General features: G+C 70.3%; 13 protein-coding genes. 3 read left to right on the top strand and 10 right to left on the bottom strand.

Features of this window, described 5'->3' with window-relative positions:
* Positions 1-68: 68 nt before the first annotated feature.
* The 7 genes from trxA to AWC31_RS06955 all read right to left on the bottom strand — a co-directional run bounded on the left by trxA (position 69) and on the right by AWC31_RS06955 (position 9,793).
* On the bottom strand, positions 69-401 hold the full coding sequence (gene trxA / locus AWC31_RS06985; protein WP_085143590.1) for a thioredoxin: 333 nt from the start codon (positions 399-401) through the stop codon (positions 69-71).
* Positions 402-434: 33 nt separating this feature from the next.
* Positions 435-1,370: a thioredoxin-disulfide reductase gene (gene trxB / locus AWC31_RS06980; RefSeq protein ID WP_085143589.1), complete on the bottom strand. Its 936-nt coding sequence runs from the start codon at positions 1,368-1,370 to the stop codon at positions 435-437.
* A 117-nt stretch (positions 1,371-1,487) separates the two neighbouring features.
* Positions 1,488-2,210, bottom strand: a complete 723-nt coding sequence (locus tag AWC31_RS06975; protein WP_085143588.1) for an RsmA family anti-sigma factor — start codon at positions 2,208-2,210, stop codon at positions 1,488-1,490.
* Positions 2,164-2,799, bottom strand: a complete 636-nt coding sequence (sigM, locus tag AWC31_RS06970) for an RNA polymerase sigma factor SigM (RefSeq protein ID WP_067849963.1) — start codon at positions 2,797-2,799, stop codon at positions 2,164-2,166. The genes AWC31_RS06975 and sigM overlap by 47 nt, the downstream gene beginning before the upstream one ends.
* A gap of 99 nt (positions 2,800-2,898) precedes the next feature.
* Positions 2,899-6,540: a murein biosynthesis integral membrane protein MurJ gene (gene murJ / locus AWC31_RS06965; protein ID WP_085143587.1), complete on the bottom strand. Its 3,642-nt coding sequence runs from the start codon at positions 6,538-6,540 to the stop codon at positions 2,899-2,901.
* Positions 6,541-6,578: 38 nt separating this feature from the next.
* Positions 6,579-9,008 (bottom strand): DUF6049 family protein, encoded by a 2,430-nt coding sequence (locus AWC31_RS06960; RefSeq protein WP_374213912.1) that lies wholly within the window; start codon positions 9,006-9,008, stop codon positions 6,579-6,581.
* Positions 8,990-9,793 carry an NUDIX hydrolase gene (locus AWC31_RS06955; RefSeq protein ID WP_085143586.1) on the bottom strand — a complete coding sequence of 268 codons (804 nt, stop codon included), beginning with the start codon at positions 9,791-9,793 and terminating at the stop codon, positions 8,990-8,992. Before AWC31_RS06955 ends, AWC31_RS06960 begins: the two co-directional genes overlap by 19 nt.
* A gap of 84 nt (positions 9,794-9,877) precedes the next feature.
* On the opposite strand from AWC31_RS06955, the gene AWC31_RS06950 reads away from it, so the two are divergent.
* Both AWC31_RS06950 and AWC31_RS06945 read left to right on the top strand, forming a co-directional pair.
* Entirely contained in the window at positions 9,878-11,323 is a 1,446-nt protein-coding gene (locus AWC31_RS06950) for a CCA tRNA nucleotidyltransferase (RefSeq protein ID WP_085143585.1), read from the top strand.
* 18 nt (positions 11,324-11,341) lie between these two features.
* The gene (locus AWC31_RS06945) at positions 11,342-11,833 is read left to right on the top strand and encodes a pullulanase (protein WP_085143584.1); all 492 of its coding nucleotides are present in this window, start codon (positions 11,342-11,344) and stop codon (positions 11,831-11,833) included.
* Positions 11,834-11,927: 94 nt separating this feature from the next.
* On the opposite strand, the gene AWC31_RS06940 is transcribed toward AWC31_RS06945, so the two are convergent.
* The gene (locus tag AWC31_RS06940; protein ID WP_085143644.1) at positions 11,928-12,704 is read right to left on the bottom strand and encodes a TIGR03084 family metal-binding protein; all 777 of its coding nucleotides are present in this window, start codon (positions 12,702-12,704) and stop codon (positions 11,928-11,930) included.
* Positions 12,705-12,709: 5 nt separating this feature from the next.
* Positions 12,710-14,014 carry an MFS transporter gene (locus AWC31_RS06935; RefSeq protein ID WP_085143643.1) on the bottom strand — a complete coding sequence of 435 codons (1,305 nt, stop codon included), beginning with the start codon at positions 14,012-14,014 and terminating at the stop codon, positions 12,710-12,712.
* Between the two features lie 173 nt (positions 14,015-14,187).
* On the opposite strand from AWC31_RS06935, the gene AWC31_RS06930 reads away from it, so the two are divergent.
* Positions 14,188-14,793, top strand: a complete 606-nt coding sequence (locus AWC31_RS06930; RefSeq protein WP_085143583.1) for a YqgE/AlgH family protein — start codon at positions 14,188-14,190, stop codon at positions 14,791-14,793.
* A 14-nt stretch (positions 14,794-14,807) separates the two neighbouring features.
* On the opposite strand, the gene AWC31_RS06925 is transcribed toward AWC31_RS06930, so the two are convergent.
* Positions 14,808-15,158 (bottom strand): hypothetical protein, encoded by a 351-nt coding sequence (locus AWC31_RS06925; protein ID WP_085143582.1) that lies wholly within the window; start codon positions 15,156-15,158, stop codon positions 14,808-14,810.
* Between the last annotated feature and the right edge of the window lie 3 nt (positions 15,159-15,161).

Raw genomic sequence — 15,161 nt, 5'->3', positions numbered from 1 at the left:
ATTTCGACCCGATTCCGGAAAACGCCAGGCGGTGCGGGCGCGGGTCTAACCGTGCTCTAACCGAGTGATCAGAGGGCGTCGGAAAGCTCGCGCAGCAGCGCAGCCTTGCCTTTTGCGCCGACGATGCGCTTGACCGGGGCACCGTCCTTGAACAGGATCATGGTCGGGATCGAGACCACCTGGAAGTCACGCGCGGTCGCGGGGTTGGCGTCCACGTCGATCTTGGCGACAGTGAGCTGATCGGCCTTCTCGGAGGCGATTTCCTCCAGCACCGGGGCGACCATCTTGCATGGTCCGCACCAGGTGGCCCAGAAATCCACCAGTACCGGCTTGCTGCTGGTCAGCACGTCGGCGGAGAACGAATCGTCGGTGACCGCCACGGTGGCGCTGTCCTGGCTCATATTGCCTCTCCTGTCATTCGAAACTGTTGGGGATCAAGCGTTTTCGGCGAGCCATCGCTCGGCGTCGATCGATGCCGAGCATCCGCTGCCCGCCGCGGTGATGGCTTGGCGGTAGGTGTGGTCGACGAGATCGCCTGCGGCGAACACACCCTCGAGCGACGTGTAGGTGCTGCGCCCGGCGACCTTGACGTAACCCTCGTCGTCGAGCTCGACCTGACCGCGCACCAGCTCCGAGCGCGGATCGTGGCCGATGGCCACGAACACCCCGGTCACGGCGAGCTTGGACTCCTCACCGGTGACGGTGTCGCGCAGTCGCACGCCGGTGACCTTCGGATCTCCCTCGATCTCGGTGATCTCGGTGTTGGTCAGGCACGTGATCTTCTCGTTGGCGCGGGCGCGTTCGAGCATGATCTTGGATGCGCGGAACTCGTCGCGGCGGTGGATCAGCGTGACGCTGCGGGCGAACCGGGTCAGGAAGGTGGCTTCCTCCATCGCGGAGTCACCACCACCGACCACGACGATGTCCTCGTCGCGGAAGAAGAAACCGTCACAGGTGGCACAGGTGCTCACGCCCATGCCGAGCAGCGCCTCCTCGCCGGGCACGCCCAGATGGCGCGCCGCCGCGCCCATCGCCAGGATGACGGCACGCGCCTGGTGAGTCTCATCGCCGACGGTGACCGTCTTGACGGGCCCCTCCAACTGCACGGCGTCGACGTCTTCCATGCGCAGATCGGCACCGAAGCGCAGCGCCTGCTCACGCATCTCGTCCATCAATTCCGGCCCGGTGATGCCCTCACGGAAGCCGGGGTAGTTCTCCACCTCGGTGGTCGTCATCAGTGCCCCGCCGAACTGAGTGCCCTCGAAAACCAGCGGCTTGAGCTGAGCCCGGGCCGCGTAGACGGCTGCGGTGTAACCGGCCGGACCGGACCCGATGATGATGACGTCGTGAACCGTCGGAGTGGTGGACATGAGGGCCTTTCTGCCGGAGCGTTCTCGCCGTACGTGAGGAGCACTGTCAGCACGGGTAGCAACACCAGCCTATGCCGAGGTGTTCCCGCAGGGCGTCGTGGGACGGCCAGGAACCGATCAGGGTCGTTTGACCACGGTGTCGGCCAGCAGCTCGGGGTGAGCGGCGTCGCAGTCGGGTGTCACGACGAGCCCCACGATCGCGTTCGGGGTGTCGGCGGGCAACAGGACCAGCACGCCGGGGCGGCCGGTCACCGCATGTGGACGCGCACCGAGCACCCGGACTCCGGACGGGTAGCCGAGCGCGGACAGGCATTGTGCCCGGCGTTGCGGATCGGCCAGCGGCCCGAGGTCGGGCGGGGCGGACAACAGGCCGAGGATCTCCGGTTCCGAGAGCCCGATGTCTGCCGGTGGCGGCGCCACGGTCATCCGGCCGAGGCTGGTGGGGGACGAGTCGGCGGTATCGGACGTCTGCGTCAGCGTGACGGCCCCCACCCCGGCCCCGAGCAACGCCGCACAGCAGCCGGTGATCGCGCCGATCCGTCGCCACCGGCCGCGCGACCGGTCGCTTTCGGCTCGTCCGTCGGCCGCCCGCAGCGCCGCGATCATGCGAGCGCTCACGTCAGGCGGGACGGCCGGGGCCGAAGCCTCGTCGGTGCCGAGCGCGGCCACGTCGCGCCGGACGCGGTCGAGTGCGGCCAGCGTCGCCGCGGCGTCGGGATCGCTGCGTACCTGTTGGCGCACGCGGGCCGCGGTCGCGTCGTCGAGCAGCCCGGCTTGCAGCTCGGCCAACAGGTCAGGGGTGAGCCCGTCGGACGGCACTGGGTGCGGGCTGCCGTTCATCGCCCTCAAAATACTGGAGCGATCGAGCCAGTTTGGCGCGTGCACGGGCGCAGCGGCTCTTGACCGTCCCTTCCGCGACGCCGAGCAGCCGCGCGGTCTCGGCCACCGAATAGCCCTGCATGTCGACCGCGACGACGGCGGCACGCTGTTCGACCGGCAACTGCAGCAGGGCCCGTTCGACGACGATGGCGGTGTCGACGCGGTGGGCGGGGTCGCCGGCCGGGTCGCGGACATGGTCGAGTTCGCCGAGCTCGTCACGACTCGGCGCGCCGGGTTGCGTCTTCGCCCGGCGCAACCGGTCCAGGCACGCGTTGACCACGATGCGGTACAGCCAGCTGCTCACCGATGAGTCGAACCGGAACGACGCCGCGGTGCGGTGCGCCGACAGCAGCGCGTCTTGCACGGCATCGTCGGCATCGTCGTGGTGGCGGCTCGTCAGGTACGCCAGCCGGCGCAGCTGCCGATGATGCCGCAGCACCAGCTCCTCGAAGGCGTAGCGATCCCCGGCAACGTGGGCGGCGAGCAACTCGGCATCGGAGCGGCCATTAACCGGCCCCGCAAACTCGCTGGCTCCCCCGAACCTTCCCACATGCCGAACCTAAACGGTGCCGGGACCCACTTCGGACACTTGTTTGTCCCGACGGTCGTCACGCCTGCTCAGAGGCGCCGCGCGGCTGGGGATGAACCGTCAGGACGCCGCCTTGACGGTGATCTCGGAGATGTCGCTGCGGCTCTTGCCGTCGACGGTGCCCAGCGTCGAGATCCACACCAGCACGTACTGCGTCGCGTCGGCCTTCTCCACCGAGATGGTGTTGGAGCCGGGCTTGAGCGGGGTCGGCGGGGTCAGCTCGGTGGTGTCGGACAGGGACGACGGCGACGCGCTGTCGGCCGACCGGATCTGCACCGACGTGCCGGTACTCGTGATGTCGAGGGTCACCTCGCCGACCACCGTGGGCTGCGGCAACTGCAGCAACAGGCCGACGCCGTTCTTGAAACCGGGGAACGGGGCCGGGTCGGAGTAGGTGTCGGTGGCCCACATCGTGCTGGTGCTGCCGTCGATCGCGAGCCCGGCCTGACTCGGCGAGTCGGCCTCGCCCTCCGGTGAAAACACCGTTGCCCGAACGGGTTTCACGGTGCTGCCGGTCGCGGTGGCGCCGTTCTCGGATTCGGTGGCCGAGGTGGGCGCGTTGAGGCCGAGCTCGTCCTTGTCGAGCCCGCCGCCGACATCGCCGAAGATGCGGCTGAGGATCGTGGCCATCACCACGAGCGCGACGATGATGATCGCCGCGCCGGCCGCGAGGCCGACCATGAGGCCCTTCTTGCGCCGGGCCTGCGCGTCGGCATCGTCGGCATGCGGGCTGCGCACCGGTGGCGGCGGCTGCTGCTCGTCGACCGAGTCGATCAGCTCGGTGCGGTCGGCGATCGCGGTGGCCTGCTGCAGCAGGTTCAGCAGAGTGGGGGCGCTGCGGATGCCGCCCCCGGGCTGGACGGCACGCGCGGCGGCGGCCGAGATCTGGAAGGGAATGTCACGGTCGATCGCGCGGGGCTCGACGGGCTGGCCGGCGGAGTCGAGCGCGGCGGGCTCCAAGCCGCTGCGCGCCCCGGTCTCGGGCAGCGGCCAGCGATTGACCAGCAGTGCGTAGAGCGCGGCCCCGATACCGCGGATGTCGTCGTCGGGCGTGGCGTCGGGCAGGGTGGCCGGGAACGCCAGCGCGACGTCGCCCTCGATGCTGACCCGCACCCGGCTGGGATGGTCGATCGACAGCGCGACACCGGCGCGGTGGGCCGCCTCGGCGGCCGCGGCCAGCGACTGGATGGCCCGCGCGCCACCGATCGGCGACGGGGACGTGTCGGCGACCTCGGCCAGTGAGCCGCCCCGGATCCACTCGGAGACGATCAAGCCGCCGGACCCGCTGTGGGCCACATCGAGCACGCGCGCGATACCGGTCACGTCGATACGACTCAGCTTGAGTGTGCGCGACAGGATGTCGGACACCTCGGAGTCGGGCATCGTGGCCTCGGGGTCGACGAAGGTCAGCGCCACCTGGCGGTCGAGCGCGGTGTCCAGCGCCTGCCAGAACTGCAGATTCGGCGGGCCGCCGTGGAATACCAGCAGCCGGTAGCGGCCGTCGGCGATGGTGGCACCCGGAATCAGGTGCATGTCCTCCCCGGCGGTGGCCGATTCGACGGCGGGCTCACGCGGCGGGGCGAACGAGATCGGTTCCCGGGTGGGATCGCCGCCGTAGTCGGCGGGCGGTCGGCCCGAAGACGAGCCGTTCGAGATGGTCACGGTGTCGTCGGACGGCGCATTGTCCCCGGCCGGAACGTCCGGCTGGAAGTCATCGGGGGCAGGACGGGGCAGCTTGGTCGTCGCGGTCCCCTCAAGTGCCGGGCCGCCCGCAGATTCGTCGGTCACCGGTGATCCTTTCCGAGTCCCCGCTCCGGCAACGGAGGCCGGAGCCCCACCCCAACCGGCCGCCGGCGTTGGCGGCCACCGGTGGGGAGAAGAATTCCTCTGATCAGGGTACGTGACGGGACCGGGCGGCCGTGGCTGGACGGGCCGTCGAATAGTTTGCACGGCTACCTTTTCGGGGTGGCCGGCCGGGGCGCCGCGCCCGTTGCCCAAGCGGCGACGGACCGCCGCGAGCGCCGATTGCGCCTCGGGTACCTTCGCCGCGATCAGCACTCCCGCGATGATCGGCACCATGATCAGGCCCAGGGCCACGAGCCGCAGGAGCGACCCCGCCGCACCCCAGTGCGCGGTGAGCGATTCCAGGCCGAGCAGCTGATCGGCCACCTGCGCCACCAGGCCGGCGATCAACGACGCGGTGATGGTCACCAGGATGGTGCGGACGACCGGCAGGCCGATCAGCCGCCCACCCGGCGGGTCCAGGTTGGCCCGCAGCAGCACATGGCCGACGATTGCCCCGGCGACCCAGCCCAGCCCGTTCGCCAGGCCCAGGTAGCCCGCGACCATCTCCGGATTGTCGGCGAGCGCCGGCGCGGCGATCGATGCCGCGATCTTCACGACGGTGATGACGACGATGATGATGATCGGCGTCCACGGTTGTTCGCGCGCGTAGAACACCCGCAGCTGCAAGAGCACGAGCGCGTAGGGGATCAGCGTGAAGGCCGACAGCGTGATCGCCATGCCGAGGTACCCGGCGTCGGCCTCCCCGAAGTTCCCGTAGGCGAACAACGCGCTGCCGATCGCCGGCCCGCCGACGGTCATCATCGCGACGATCGGAATCAGCGTGACCATCGTGAGGCGGGTGGCCAGCGACAGGTCGGCGAGCACCGCCGGGGTGTTGTTGGCGGCGGCGTTGCGGCTCAGCCGGGGCATCACGACCGTGAGGACGGTGACGCCGATCATCCCGAACGGCAGCTGCAGCACGAGCCAGGTGTAGTTGTAGATCGCGGGACCAGACGCCGCCGCCGAGCTCGCGATCTGGTTGCCGACGATCAGCCCGATCTGGCTGATGACGACGTAGAGCACCATCGCGGCGGCCATGCCGCCGAACTTCTTGAGCCGGTCGTCGAAGCCCCACAGCGGCCGCAGGCTGACCCGTTCGGCGCGGATCGCGACCAGCAGCACCGCGGTCTGGGCGACCACGCCCAACGTCGTGCCGATCCCGAGTACCAGAAGTTTGGCGTTGCCCATCTCGACCGGGTCGAGCGAGAGTTCGCCGGGGACAAGCACATACAGGCCGAGCGTGACGATGGCGACGACGTTGTTGAGCACCGGGGCCCACGCCGGCGGCCCGAACACGTTGCGTGTGTTGAGGATTGCGCCGAACACCGACGTCAGCCCGTAGAACAACACCTGCGGCAGCAGCAGGTAGGCGAACGCCACGGTCAGCGGATTGTTGACCTGGGGGTCGCTGCCCAGCATCACGCGCACCAGAAGCGGCGCGCAGGCCACCGACAGCACCGTCGCGGCCAGCAGCACCGCGGTCGCGAGCGTCACCAACCGCCTGATGAAAGCCGTTCCGCCATCGGCGTCGTCGCGCTCGGCCCGGGCCAGCACCGGCACGAAGATCGCGGTGAACGTGGCCTCGAGCACCAGCGCGGCCACCATGTTGGGCAGCTGATTGGCCACCGAGAACGCACTCGACAGCGCCGCACCGAGAATCGCCGCGAGCAGCACGATGCGGAAGAACCCGGTGATCCGCGAGATCAGGGTCGCGAACGCCATGCCCCACGACCGCGACACCACGGCGGCGTCGGACAGTTCGGGCCGCCCGGCCCGGCGCCGCGGACCCGGGCCCCGCGGTATGCGCGGCGGGCCGGCCGGTCGGACGGCAGGGGGGTGGGCCGGGGGAGGGCCCATCGGGGTGACGGGCCGCCCGGCGCGTGGGTGGGGCGCTGTCATCGCCGGCCGTCCGGCGTGTCCTCGCGGCTGAACGCCATCGCCACTTCGATGGGATCGGGATGTTCACCGGGAGGCGTGAGATCGGCGGGGTCGGGCTGGCCGCGGAAACGGTGCCACAGCCGCCGCCCGGCCAGCAGCACCAGCACCGCGCCCGCCGACAACGTGATGAAGAACAGCAGCTTGCCGTAGGCGTTGGAATGCACCGACAACCGCACCGGCTCGCCGAGTGGTATGCCGTCGGCGGTCTGCAGCGCGACGTCGACCGCGACGCGCTGGGTGAAATGCACCTCGATCGGCACCCGCAACGGCAGATAGCCGGGCGGCAGCACGATCTCGCCCATGTCCGTCACGGTCATGCCGGGTGGCGCGTCGACCTGAAGCCGCACCCGGACCGGCACCGGGAGATCGTTGCGCAGCGCAAGCGGCAACGGACTGCGTTCGGTGGCCAGGGTGTAGGCGCCACCGGGGTTGACGATCGTGACGGCGCCGAACATGTCGTCGACGCTGCCCGACACGGTGGCCAGACGCTGCTGTGCCAAACCGTTGCGCGCCTCGGGCGGCACCGACTGGCTCAACGCGCGCAGCATGTCCTCGCGCAGCGGCGCGGTGTACTGCACGCCGGTCAGCCCGGTGCGCTCGTCGGTGGTCAGCGCCGCCGTCAGACCCCACAGCCGTCCGATGACCGCGGCGATGCCGCCGGTGATCGCGTCGTCGATACGGCTGCGCGGGTTGCCCAGCGACTCGGCCGGCAGGGGTTCCACCGGAATGCCCGGCACAGCGTCGCCGTCGGCGATCACGGCGGTGAGTGGCCGCGGCACCGCGAGCCCGGCGTGGATCGTGGTGGCGACGGCGGTGAGGATCGCCTGCGCGTCGTCGGGATGCAGGCTCCACACGAGCGGAGGCATCAGGATCTGGGTCCGCGGCTGGATGTCCGGTGTCAGTCCCCGCCACATGAGCGCACCGAGCGCGTCCTGGCGCCGCGCGGTCTGCGAGTCGTGCCGGACCGGGATGTCGAGCGAGGGATCCAGATACGACGGGGTGACGGGATCGGTACCCGCACCGGCCAGCGCGGCACCGACCGCCGGATCGAAGCCGGCCGCCACCAGGCTGGGGGAGTAGCGCACCGGGGTCACGTCGGCAGTCTCGGGTGTGCCGGTCGCGGCGTCCTGCGCGGTGATGTGTGCGGCCGCGATGGCCACGGTCTGGCCCTGTGCGGTGAGCAGGTCGACGGCCGGGCCGGTGAGCGGGCCGTCGGCGACCAGGCTCGCGCCGCGCGTCGAGGTGACGCCCAGGATCTGGTCGACGATGTCGCCTGCCCCGTTGGTGGCGGTGGCGCTCAAGCCCGCATCACCGACGCGGTGCAGGGCCGCGAGATCGGCCTGGGCGTAGGTCGTGGGCGCGACGCACATGCGCTGAGCCAGGCCGCGCAGGCGGTTCAGCCAGCCCACGGCCGCTTCCTGACCGGTTCCCGGCCGCGTCGGGGTGGCCGGCCCGGCGTCGGGGCCCTCGTTGACGACGTAGCCGCCGGTCATCGCGTTGACCGTGACGAGTAGATCGGGGTCGACGGCAAGGCACAGCGCGCTGCGGACCTGCCCCGACGGATCCACGGTCGGGCCGGTCGCGAAGTCGATCGCCGACAGCAGTGTGTCGAGCCGGCCGCCGGGTGCCAGCGATGTCGCCAGATCGTCGTCGATCAGCCGCACCGGCGTGGTGCCGCCCGGTGCGCCCGCCGCGAGCCTCGGCCGGTCGGCCAGCGGCCACAACATGGTCAGCCGGACCGGGTTCGATGTGTCCGGTGGCACCACCGAGTTCAGCGTGTCCGCGGCCGACGCCGTCGCCGAGGAATCGGCCGGTGGCACGCCGAGCACCGGCAGCAGGAAGCGTGCGTCGTCGAGGCGCGCGGGTGCCCCGTAGTCGGGTGTGCCGTTGACGTTGACCAGCACGGGATATACCCCGGGCCGGTCGATGTGCAGCGATTGTCCGGACGCACGCAGCGGATAGGACAGCGTGAACGGAACCGTCTGGCCGCGCTGCATCTCGGGCGCCACGGTGATGAAATCGGCGACCGGCTCGAACTGGTCGAGGTCACCGGTCAGATCGGTCCGCAGCTCGGTCGACGACGTGACGGCCCGCGCATGTTCCATGCGGATCACCACGTCGCGCACCGGGCGGTCCCCGACGTTGAGCACGACGCCGCTGACCGTGAGGATGGACTCGCTCGTGGTCGTGACGACTTCGGGCGTGACCCGGTCGATGCGGATCTGCAGGAAGGGCGTCGCGCCGGGCTCGCCCGCGGTGGCGCGCGGGAGCTGAGCCGGCGACAGCATGACGAACAGCGACAGCAACGCCACGACCAGCACTATGCGCGCCACGGTCGAGGGCCACCGGTGCATCGCCGCGGCGGCGGTCACGGTCCTTGTCCGCATCCGTTCGCGCGCCGGCGGGGCTGGGGTTCGTCGCGGCGATGATTGCGGGTGTGTGAGTGCGTCTGGGCGCGTCGCCGCGGCGCGCTACGGGGCAGTGGCGGCAGGGCTCCCGGCCCGTCCGTGTGCAGTTTGTCGATCAGCTCGCCGGCCACCTCGGCCAGCCTGCGCTCGTCGGCGTAGGCGAGCCGTGACGGCAGTTCCCGCAGCGGCACCCAAGCGACTTCGGTCACTTCGACGTCGTCGTCGGACAGTTCGCCGCCGAGAAATCGCATCAGATAGTGATGCACGGTCTTGTGCACCCGGCGGCCCTCGGTGACGAACCAGTAGTCGATGCTGCCGAGCGCGGCCAGCACGCTGCCCTGGATGCCGGTCTCCTCGGCGACCTCGCGGATCGCGGTCTGCTCGGCCGTCTCGCCGAGTTCGATGTGCCCCTTGGGCAGCGACCACAGCATGCGGCCCCGCCGGTCGACCCGGCCGATCAGCGCCGCCACCTGGGTGTCCTTGGGCCCGTCGATCCCATCGATGACCAGCCCGCCTGCCGATGTCTCGTGCACGGTCCGCAACCGGTCCGGTGGGCGCCGCGGCCGCGACTTCCGTTGCTTCGACTGATCCCGCGGCGTCGGCGTGGCCGTAGGTTTCTGGCTCTGGTCGGTGGCGGGTTCGTTGGGCTGCGCGGTGTGATGCTCGGCACTCGCGGCCGGTGGGCCCGCGGCCCGTTGTGCGCGGCGTTGGCCGCGGCGCCGACCCCGGCGCCGTCGTGGTTTGGCCTGTTCGCCGTCCGACACCCAAGCGATAGTAGCTGCCACGACGGTCGGCTCCTGCCACACTCGCCGGTAGCGAGCGCACCGCGCGCATTAGGCTCATCGAACGTGCCCGAAGCTGCTCCTGCTGATGCCGAACTGCTGGCCGGCGCGCTCGTCGCGCTGAACCGCCGCGCCGACGTGTTGCGCGGGCTCGGTGCAGTGTTCGCTGCCGCGGGCCACGAGCTCTACCTCGTGGGCGGCAGTGTGCGCGACGCGTTGCTCGGCCGGCTGACCGACACGAGCGATCTGGACTTCACGACCGACGCCCGGCCCGAGCAGATGCAGAAGTTCCTGCGCCCCTGGGCCGACGCGTTGTGGGACACCGGCATCCAGTTCGGGACGATCGGCGCCGGCCTCGGCGATGACCGCCTGGAGATCACGACGTTCCGCGCCGACAGCTATGACCAGGTGTCGCGCAACCCGACGGTGGAGTTCGGGGACAACCTGCACGACGATCTCGTCCGGCGCGACTTCACGGTCAACGCCATGGCGGTGCGCATCACGCCCGACGGTCCAGGCGAATTCCACGATCCCCTCGGCGGTTTGTCGGCGGCCCGCGACAAGATCCTCGACACGCCGTCCGCCCCCGAGGTGTCGTTCGGTGACGATCCGCTGCGCATGCTGCGTGCGGCCCGGTTCGTCTCGCAACTCGGCTTCGGCGTCGCGCCGCGTGTGCTCGAGGCGCTGCTGGAGATGGCTCCGCAGCTCGAGCGCATCACCGTCGAGCGCGTCGCGGCCGAACTCGACAAGCTGCTGTTGGGCGCCGACCCGGTGGCGGGCATCGACCTGATGGTGCAGACCGGCATGGGCGCGGTCGTGCTGCCCGAGGTCGGCGACATGCGCATGGCCATCGACGAACACCACCAGCACAAGGATGTGTACTGGCATTCGCTCACGGTGCTGCGCCAGGCCATGGATCTCGAGGACGAGGGTCCCGATCTGGTGTTGCGCTGGGCCGCGCTGCTGCACGACATCGGCAAGCCCGCGACCCGCAAGCACGAGTCCGACGGCGGGGTGAGCTTCCACCATCACGAGGTGGTCGGCGCGAAGATGGCCCGCAAGCGCATGCGGGCGCTCAAGTACTCCAAGCAGATGGTCGATGACGTATCGCAGCTGGTGTATCTGCATCTGCGGTTCCACGGCTACGGGGACGGCAAGTGGACCGATTCGGCCGTGCGCCGCTATGTGACCGATGCCGGTCCGCTGCTGGGCCGGTTGCACAAGCTGGTCCGCGCGGACTGCACGACCCGCAACAAGCGCCGGGCCGCGCGCCTGCAGGCCAACTACGACGACCTGGAGAACCGCATCGCCGAGCTCGCGGCGAAGGAAGACCTCCAGCGGGTTCGCCCGGACCTCGACGGCAACGAGATCATGGAGATCCTCGGCATCCCCGCCGGCCCGCAGATCGGCGAGGCCTGGCGTCACCTCAAGGAACTGCGCCTCGAACGCGGTCCGCTGACCCGGGACGAGGCCGTCGACGAATTGCTGAAGTGGTGGAACGCGAGGGGCTGATCGTGCGTCTGATCAGACATGGAGTACTGCCTGGGTGACCCCGACGGCTCGGCGACCATGTGGACGCGCGAGCCCGATGTCGATCTCGACGGCGACGGCGTGTTCGACGGGATCGGCCTGGATCTCGACGGTGACGGCCGCGTCGACGACGTGATGGCCGATCTCGACGGCGACGGGCTGGTCGAGCACGCGGTGCGCGACATCGACGACGACGGCACGGCCGAAAGCTATTTCACCGACGACGGGTCGGGCGTCTGGGCGGTGAGCGTCGACCGGTCCGGGCAGGTGCGGTGGTTCGGCCTGGACGGGGTCGAACAGACCGGCGGGCCCACGGTCGATTTCGACCGCGACGGCGCGACCGACGACCGCCTGCTCGATACCGACGGCGACGGGCTCGCCGATCGCGTGCTGGCCGGTGAGTTCGCGCACGTCGACACCGACGGCGATGGCCGGTGGGACCTCAAGCTCGCCGACACCGACGGCGACGGCCGCGCAGACTCGGTGTCCTAACGCGTCACCCCACCCCGCGAGCGACCGTGTTTGTACGCGACACGCCGCACAGTTCCGTACAAAAGGTGTCGCTCACGCCGTCACGAGCGGGCACTCAGCCGCGGCCGGCTCCCGGCGGGCCCGCGAACGCCTGCGCGATCGTCAGCCACTTCGCGGCGTCGGCGCCGTCAGCGGTCACGTCCAACTCCGACGGCGCCCGGCGCTGCGTGACCAGCATGCAGAAGTCCTCGGCCGCACCCGTCACCCGCTGTGCGGCATCTTCTGGACCCCACGCCCACATCGAGCCGTCGGGCGCGCGCAGCTCGACGCGGAACGGCTCGGCAGGCGGCGTCAGTCCGTTGACGGTGAACGCGAAATCCCGTGTGCGAACCCCGATGTGGGCGATCGAGCGCAGCCGCGCGGTGGCGGGCCTGCGGACACCGAGCGCGTCGGCGACATCGAGCCCGTGCGCCCAGGTCTCCATCATCCGGGCCGTCGCCATCGACGCCGCGCTCATCGGAGGACCGAACCACGGCAGCTTACGGCCGTCCGCGACACCCAGCAGTTCGTCATGCAGCCGCCTGCGGGTCTCGCGCCAGTCGGCCAGCAACCGGCCCGGCGGCGTGAGTGCGAGGTCCTCGGCACCCGCGTCGACGAAGCCCGTCGGATTCTTCATCGCCTCCGCGAGCAGGTCGTTGAAGCCCGGCTCGTCGGTGATCGCGATCAAAGACACCCGGTCGGTCCACAGCAGATGCGCGATCTGATGTGCGATGGTCCAGCCGGGCGCCGGGGTCGCGGTGGCCCAGCCGGCATCGGGCAGATCGGCCACAAGCGTGTCCAGCTCGTCGCTCTCGGCCTGCAGATCGGCCACGATGGCCTCGGCAGTCGACATGCCGGTCACCTTAGACGGGGGGGCTGGATCCGCCGCGGCGAGGCCACCATCGCATGCACGACGAGGCCCGCCAGGTAGATCACCGACCCCGTCGCCACCAGACCGGGCGTCTGGCCGTCGGACGGGATGAACACCGCCGACCCGGCGATCGCGGCGATGAACGACATCCAGAACAGCGCGTCCTGCACGGTGAACACGTGGCCGCGCAGCGCGTCGTCGACATCGAGTTGCATTGCCGAATCGGCGCACAGCTTCACCAGCTGCCCGGCCGCACCGAGCAGGAACCCGCACACCAGCATCACCGGCAGGTCCAAGCCGATCGCGACCATCTGGACCACCGCGGCAAATGCCAACGCCCAGTTGGCCGTTGCGTACCGGCCCAGCCGGGCGATGACCGCGGGCGCGGCCAGCGTCGCGAGAAACGATCCGGTGCCGGTGGCCGCGACGAACACCACGGCGGTGCCGAGACCCAACCCGGCCACCTCGGCCGGGGTGTCGGCGTGGCGGACGATCACGAGCACCAGCAGCGTGTTGATGCCGAACGCCATGCGATGGGCGGCGAGCCCGGCCAGGGTTCCGGCGACCGTGCGCACCGCGAGCACGGTGCGGGCGCCGTGTAGCCAGCCGGTGGCCACGGCGTAGGCGGCCGAGCCGTGGATCGCGCGTTTGCTCTCGTGCGGGCCGAGCACGTGCGGCCCGAACCGCACCGACAACCACAACGCCAGGGCGACGGGCACCAGGACGATGAAGATGATCACCGACGCACCGGCGTCACCCGCCCCGAACACCCACCGTGGCAACAACATGAAGTTGGCTCCGAGGAACGCCGCGAGGGCACCGGTCGCGCTCGCGACCGCGTTCATCGTCACCACCTGCCCCGGCGGCACGACGTCGGGCAACGCCGCCGACAGACCCGAGGACACGAACCGGGTGAATCCGTTGACGATCAGCGCGCCACACAGGATCGGCACGTCGCTCACCCCGAACGCCAACAGCACCCCGACCAGCAGAACCAGCAGCAGCCGGCCCAGGTTGGCGCCGATCATCACCAGCCGCCGGTCCCAGCGGTCCAGCAGCGCACCGGCAAAAGGTCCCAACAACGAGTACGGAAGGAACAGCACCGCGAACGCCGCGGCGATCGCCCACGGCTCGGCCTCGCGCTCCGGGTTGAACAGGATGGCGCCGGCCAGCGCGGCCTGGAACAGGCCGTCACCGAACTGGCTGACCGCACGCAGTTCCAGCAGCCGCCGGAACTCCGTCATACCCCGCAGCGACCGCCAGAGGGCGATGGGCGCGCGAGCGTCGACCACGGAAATCACGTCCTGTTCGGGAGGGTTTGCACAGAGCATTCGGTAGGCAATCGGCAACCCGCTCCACAGTACAAAGTTCGCCGGACACGCGAGGAGCGAGATTGGCCGCAGAATTCCGGCCACGCCTGCGATTGTTAGCCACGTCGCGGCGGCGCTGGTGCCATGATGTACGAGTGGCGCAGTCAGAGGACCCGGAGGATTTCATCGCTCCTGCGGCGCACCGCGTCCGACCGGGAACCCTCCTGCTCGCCAACACCGATCTGCTCGAGCCGACGTTCCGCCGCACCGTCATCTACATCGTCGAGCACAACGCCGGTGGCACGCTCGGAGTGATCCTCAACCGGCCCTCGGAAACCGCGGTCTACAACGTGCTGCCGCAGTGGGCCAAGCTCACCACCAAACCCAAGACGATGTTCATCGGCGGCCCGGTCAAGCGGGATTCGGCGCTGTGCCTGGCGACGTTGCGGGTCGGCATGCAGGCCGACGGCGTGCCCGGGCTGCGGCATGTCCAGGGCCGGATCGTGATGGTGGACCTCGACGCCGAGCCCGACAATCTGGCGCCGATGCTCGAGGGCGTGCGGATCTTCGCCGGCTACTCGGGCTGGACCATCGGTCAGCTCGACGGTGAGATCGAGCGCGACGACTGGATCGTGTTGTCGGCGTTGCCGTCCGACGTGTTGATCGAGCCGCGGGTGGACCTGTGGGGCCGCGTGCTGCGGCGCCAGCCGTTGCCGACGTCGCTGCTCGCGACGCACCCGATCGACGTCAGCCGAAACTGACTATCTGCGCGGCCCTATTTGCACGACAGTGTGCAGCTCGCGCACGAGCCGACACAGCCCGCTCCGGAGCCCGCGCTCGCCTCGCTGCGCGCGACGGCTTTTGCGCTCTGCCAGCACCCGGCGGCCACGGTCGCGATCGCGCCGATGATGCACACCACGACGACCATCAGGCCGGTTCTCGGGGCCGCGGCCAGGGCGGCCGCGCCACCCGCCGCGAGCATCACCGCGGCGGCGAGTTGAGTGGGGGCCACCGCCCGCAACACGTTGCGCACGGGGTCCCCGGTGCGCGGCCTGGACAACAACCACAGCCCCAGGACGCCGACGACGACGGCGGCGCTCAGACACAGCAGCGCGGCGATCAGCATGCG

It is taken from the genome of Mycolicibacterium wolinskyi, assembly GCF_002101965.1.
Taxonomy (GTDB): Bacteria; Actinomycetota; Actinomycetes; order Mycobacteriales; family Mycobacteriaceae; genus Mycobacterium; species Mycobacterium wolinskyi.
The sequence above is the reverse complement of the archived record's forward strand: the minus strand, read 5'-3'. Positions and strand labels throughout refer to the sequence as shown.

What these genes read in the sequence shown, in the direction of transcription:
- AWC31_RS06940 (WP_085143644.1), bottom strand. Translation starts at nt 12,704, where the DNA reads ATGTCGACTGCCGAGGCCATCGTGGCCGATCTGCAGGCCGAGAGCGAC.
- AWC31_RS06975 (WP_085143588.1), bottom strand. Translation starts at nt 2,210, where the DNA reads ATGAACGGCAGCCCGCACCCAGTGCCGTCCGACGGGCTCACCCCTGAC.
- AWC31_RS06925 (WP_085143582.1), bottom strand. Translation starts at nt 15,158, where the DNA reads ATGCTGATCGCCGCGCTGCTGTGTCTGAGCGCCGCCGTCGTCGTCGGC.
- murJ (WP_085143587.1), bottom strand. Translation starts at nt 6,540, where the DNA reads ATGGGCCCTCCCCCGGCCCACCCCCCTGCCGTCCGACCGGCCGGCCCG.
- trxA (WP_085143590.1), bottom strand. Translation starts at nt 401, where the DNA reads ATGAGCCAGGACAGCGCCACCGTGGCGGTCACCGACGATTCGTTCTCC.
- AWC31_RS06945 (WP_085143584.1), top strand. Translation starts at nt 11,342, where the DNA reads ATGGAGTACTGCCTGGGTGACCCCGACGGCTCGGCGACCATGTGGACG.
- trxB (WP_085143589.1), bottom strand. Translation starts at nt 1,370, where the DNA reads ATGTCCACCACTCCGACGGTTCACGACGTCATCATCATCGGGTCCGGT.
- AWC31_RS06960 (WP_374213912.1), bottom strand. Translation starts at nt 9,008, where the DNA reads ATGCGGACAAGGACCGTGACCGCCGCCGCGGCGATGCACCGGTGGCCC.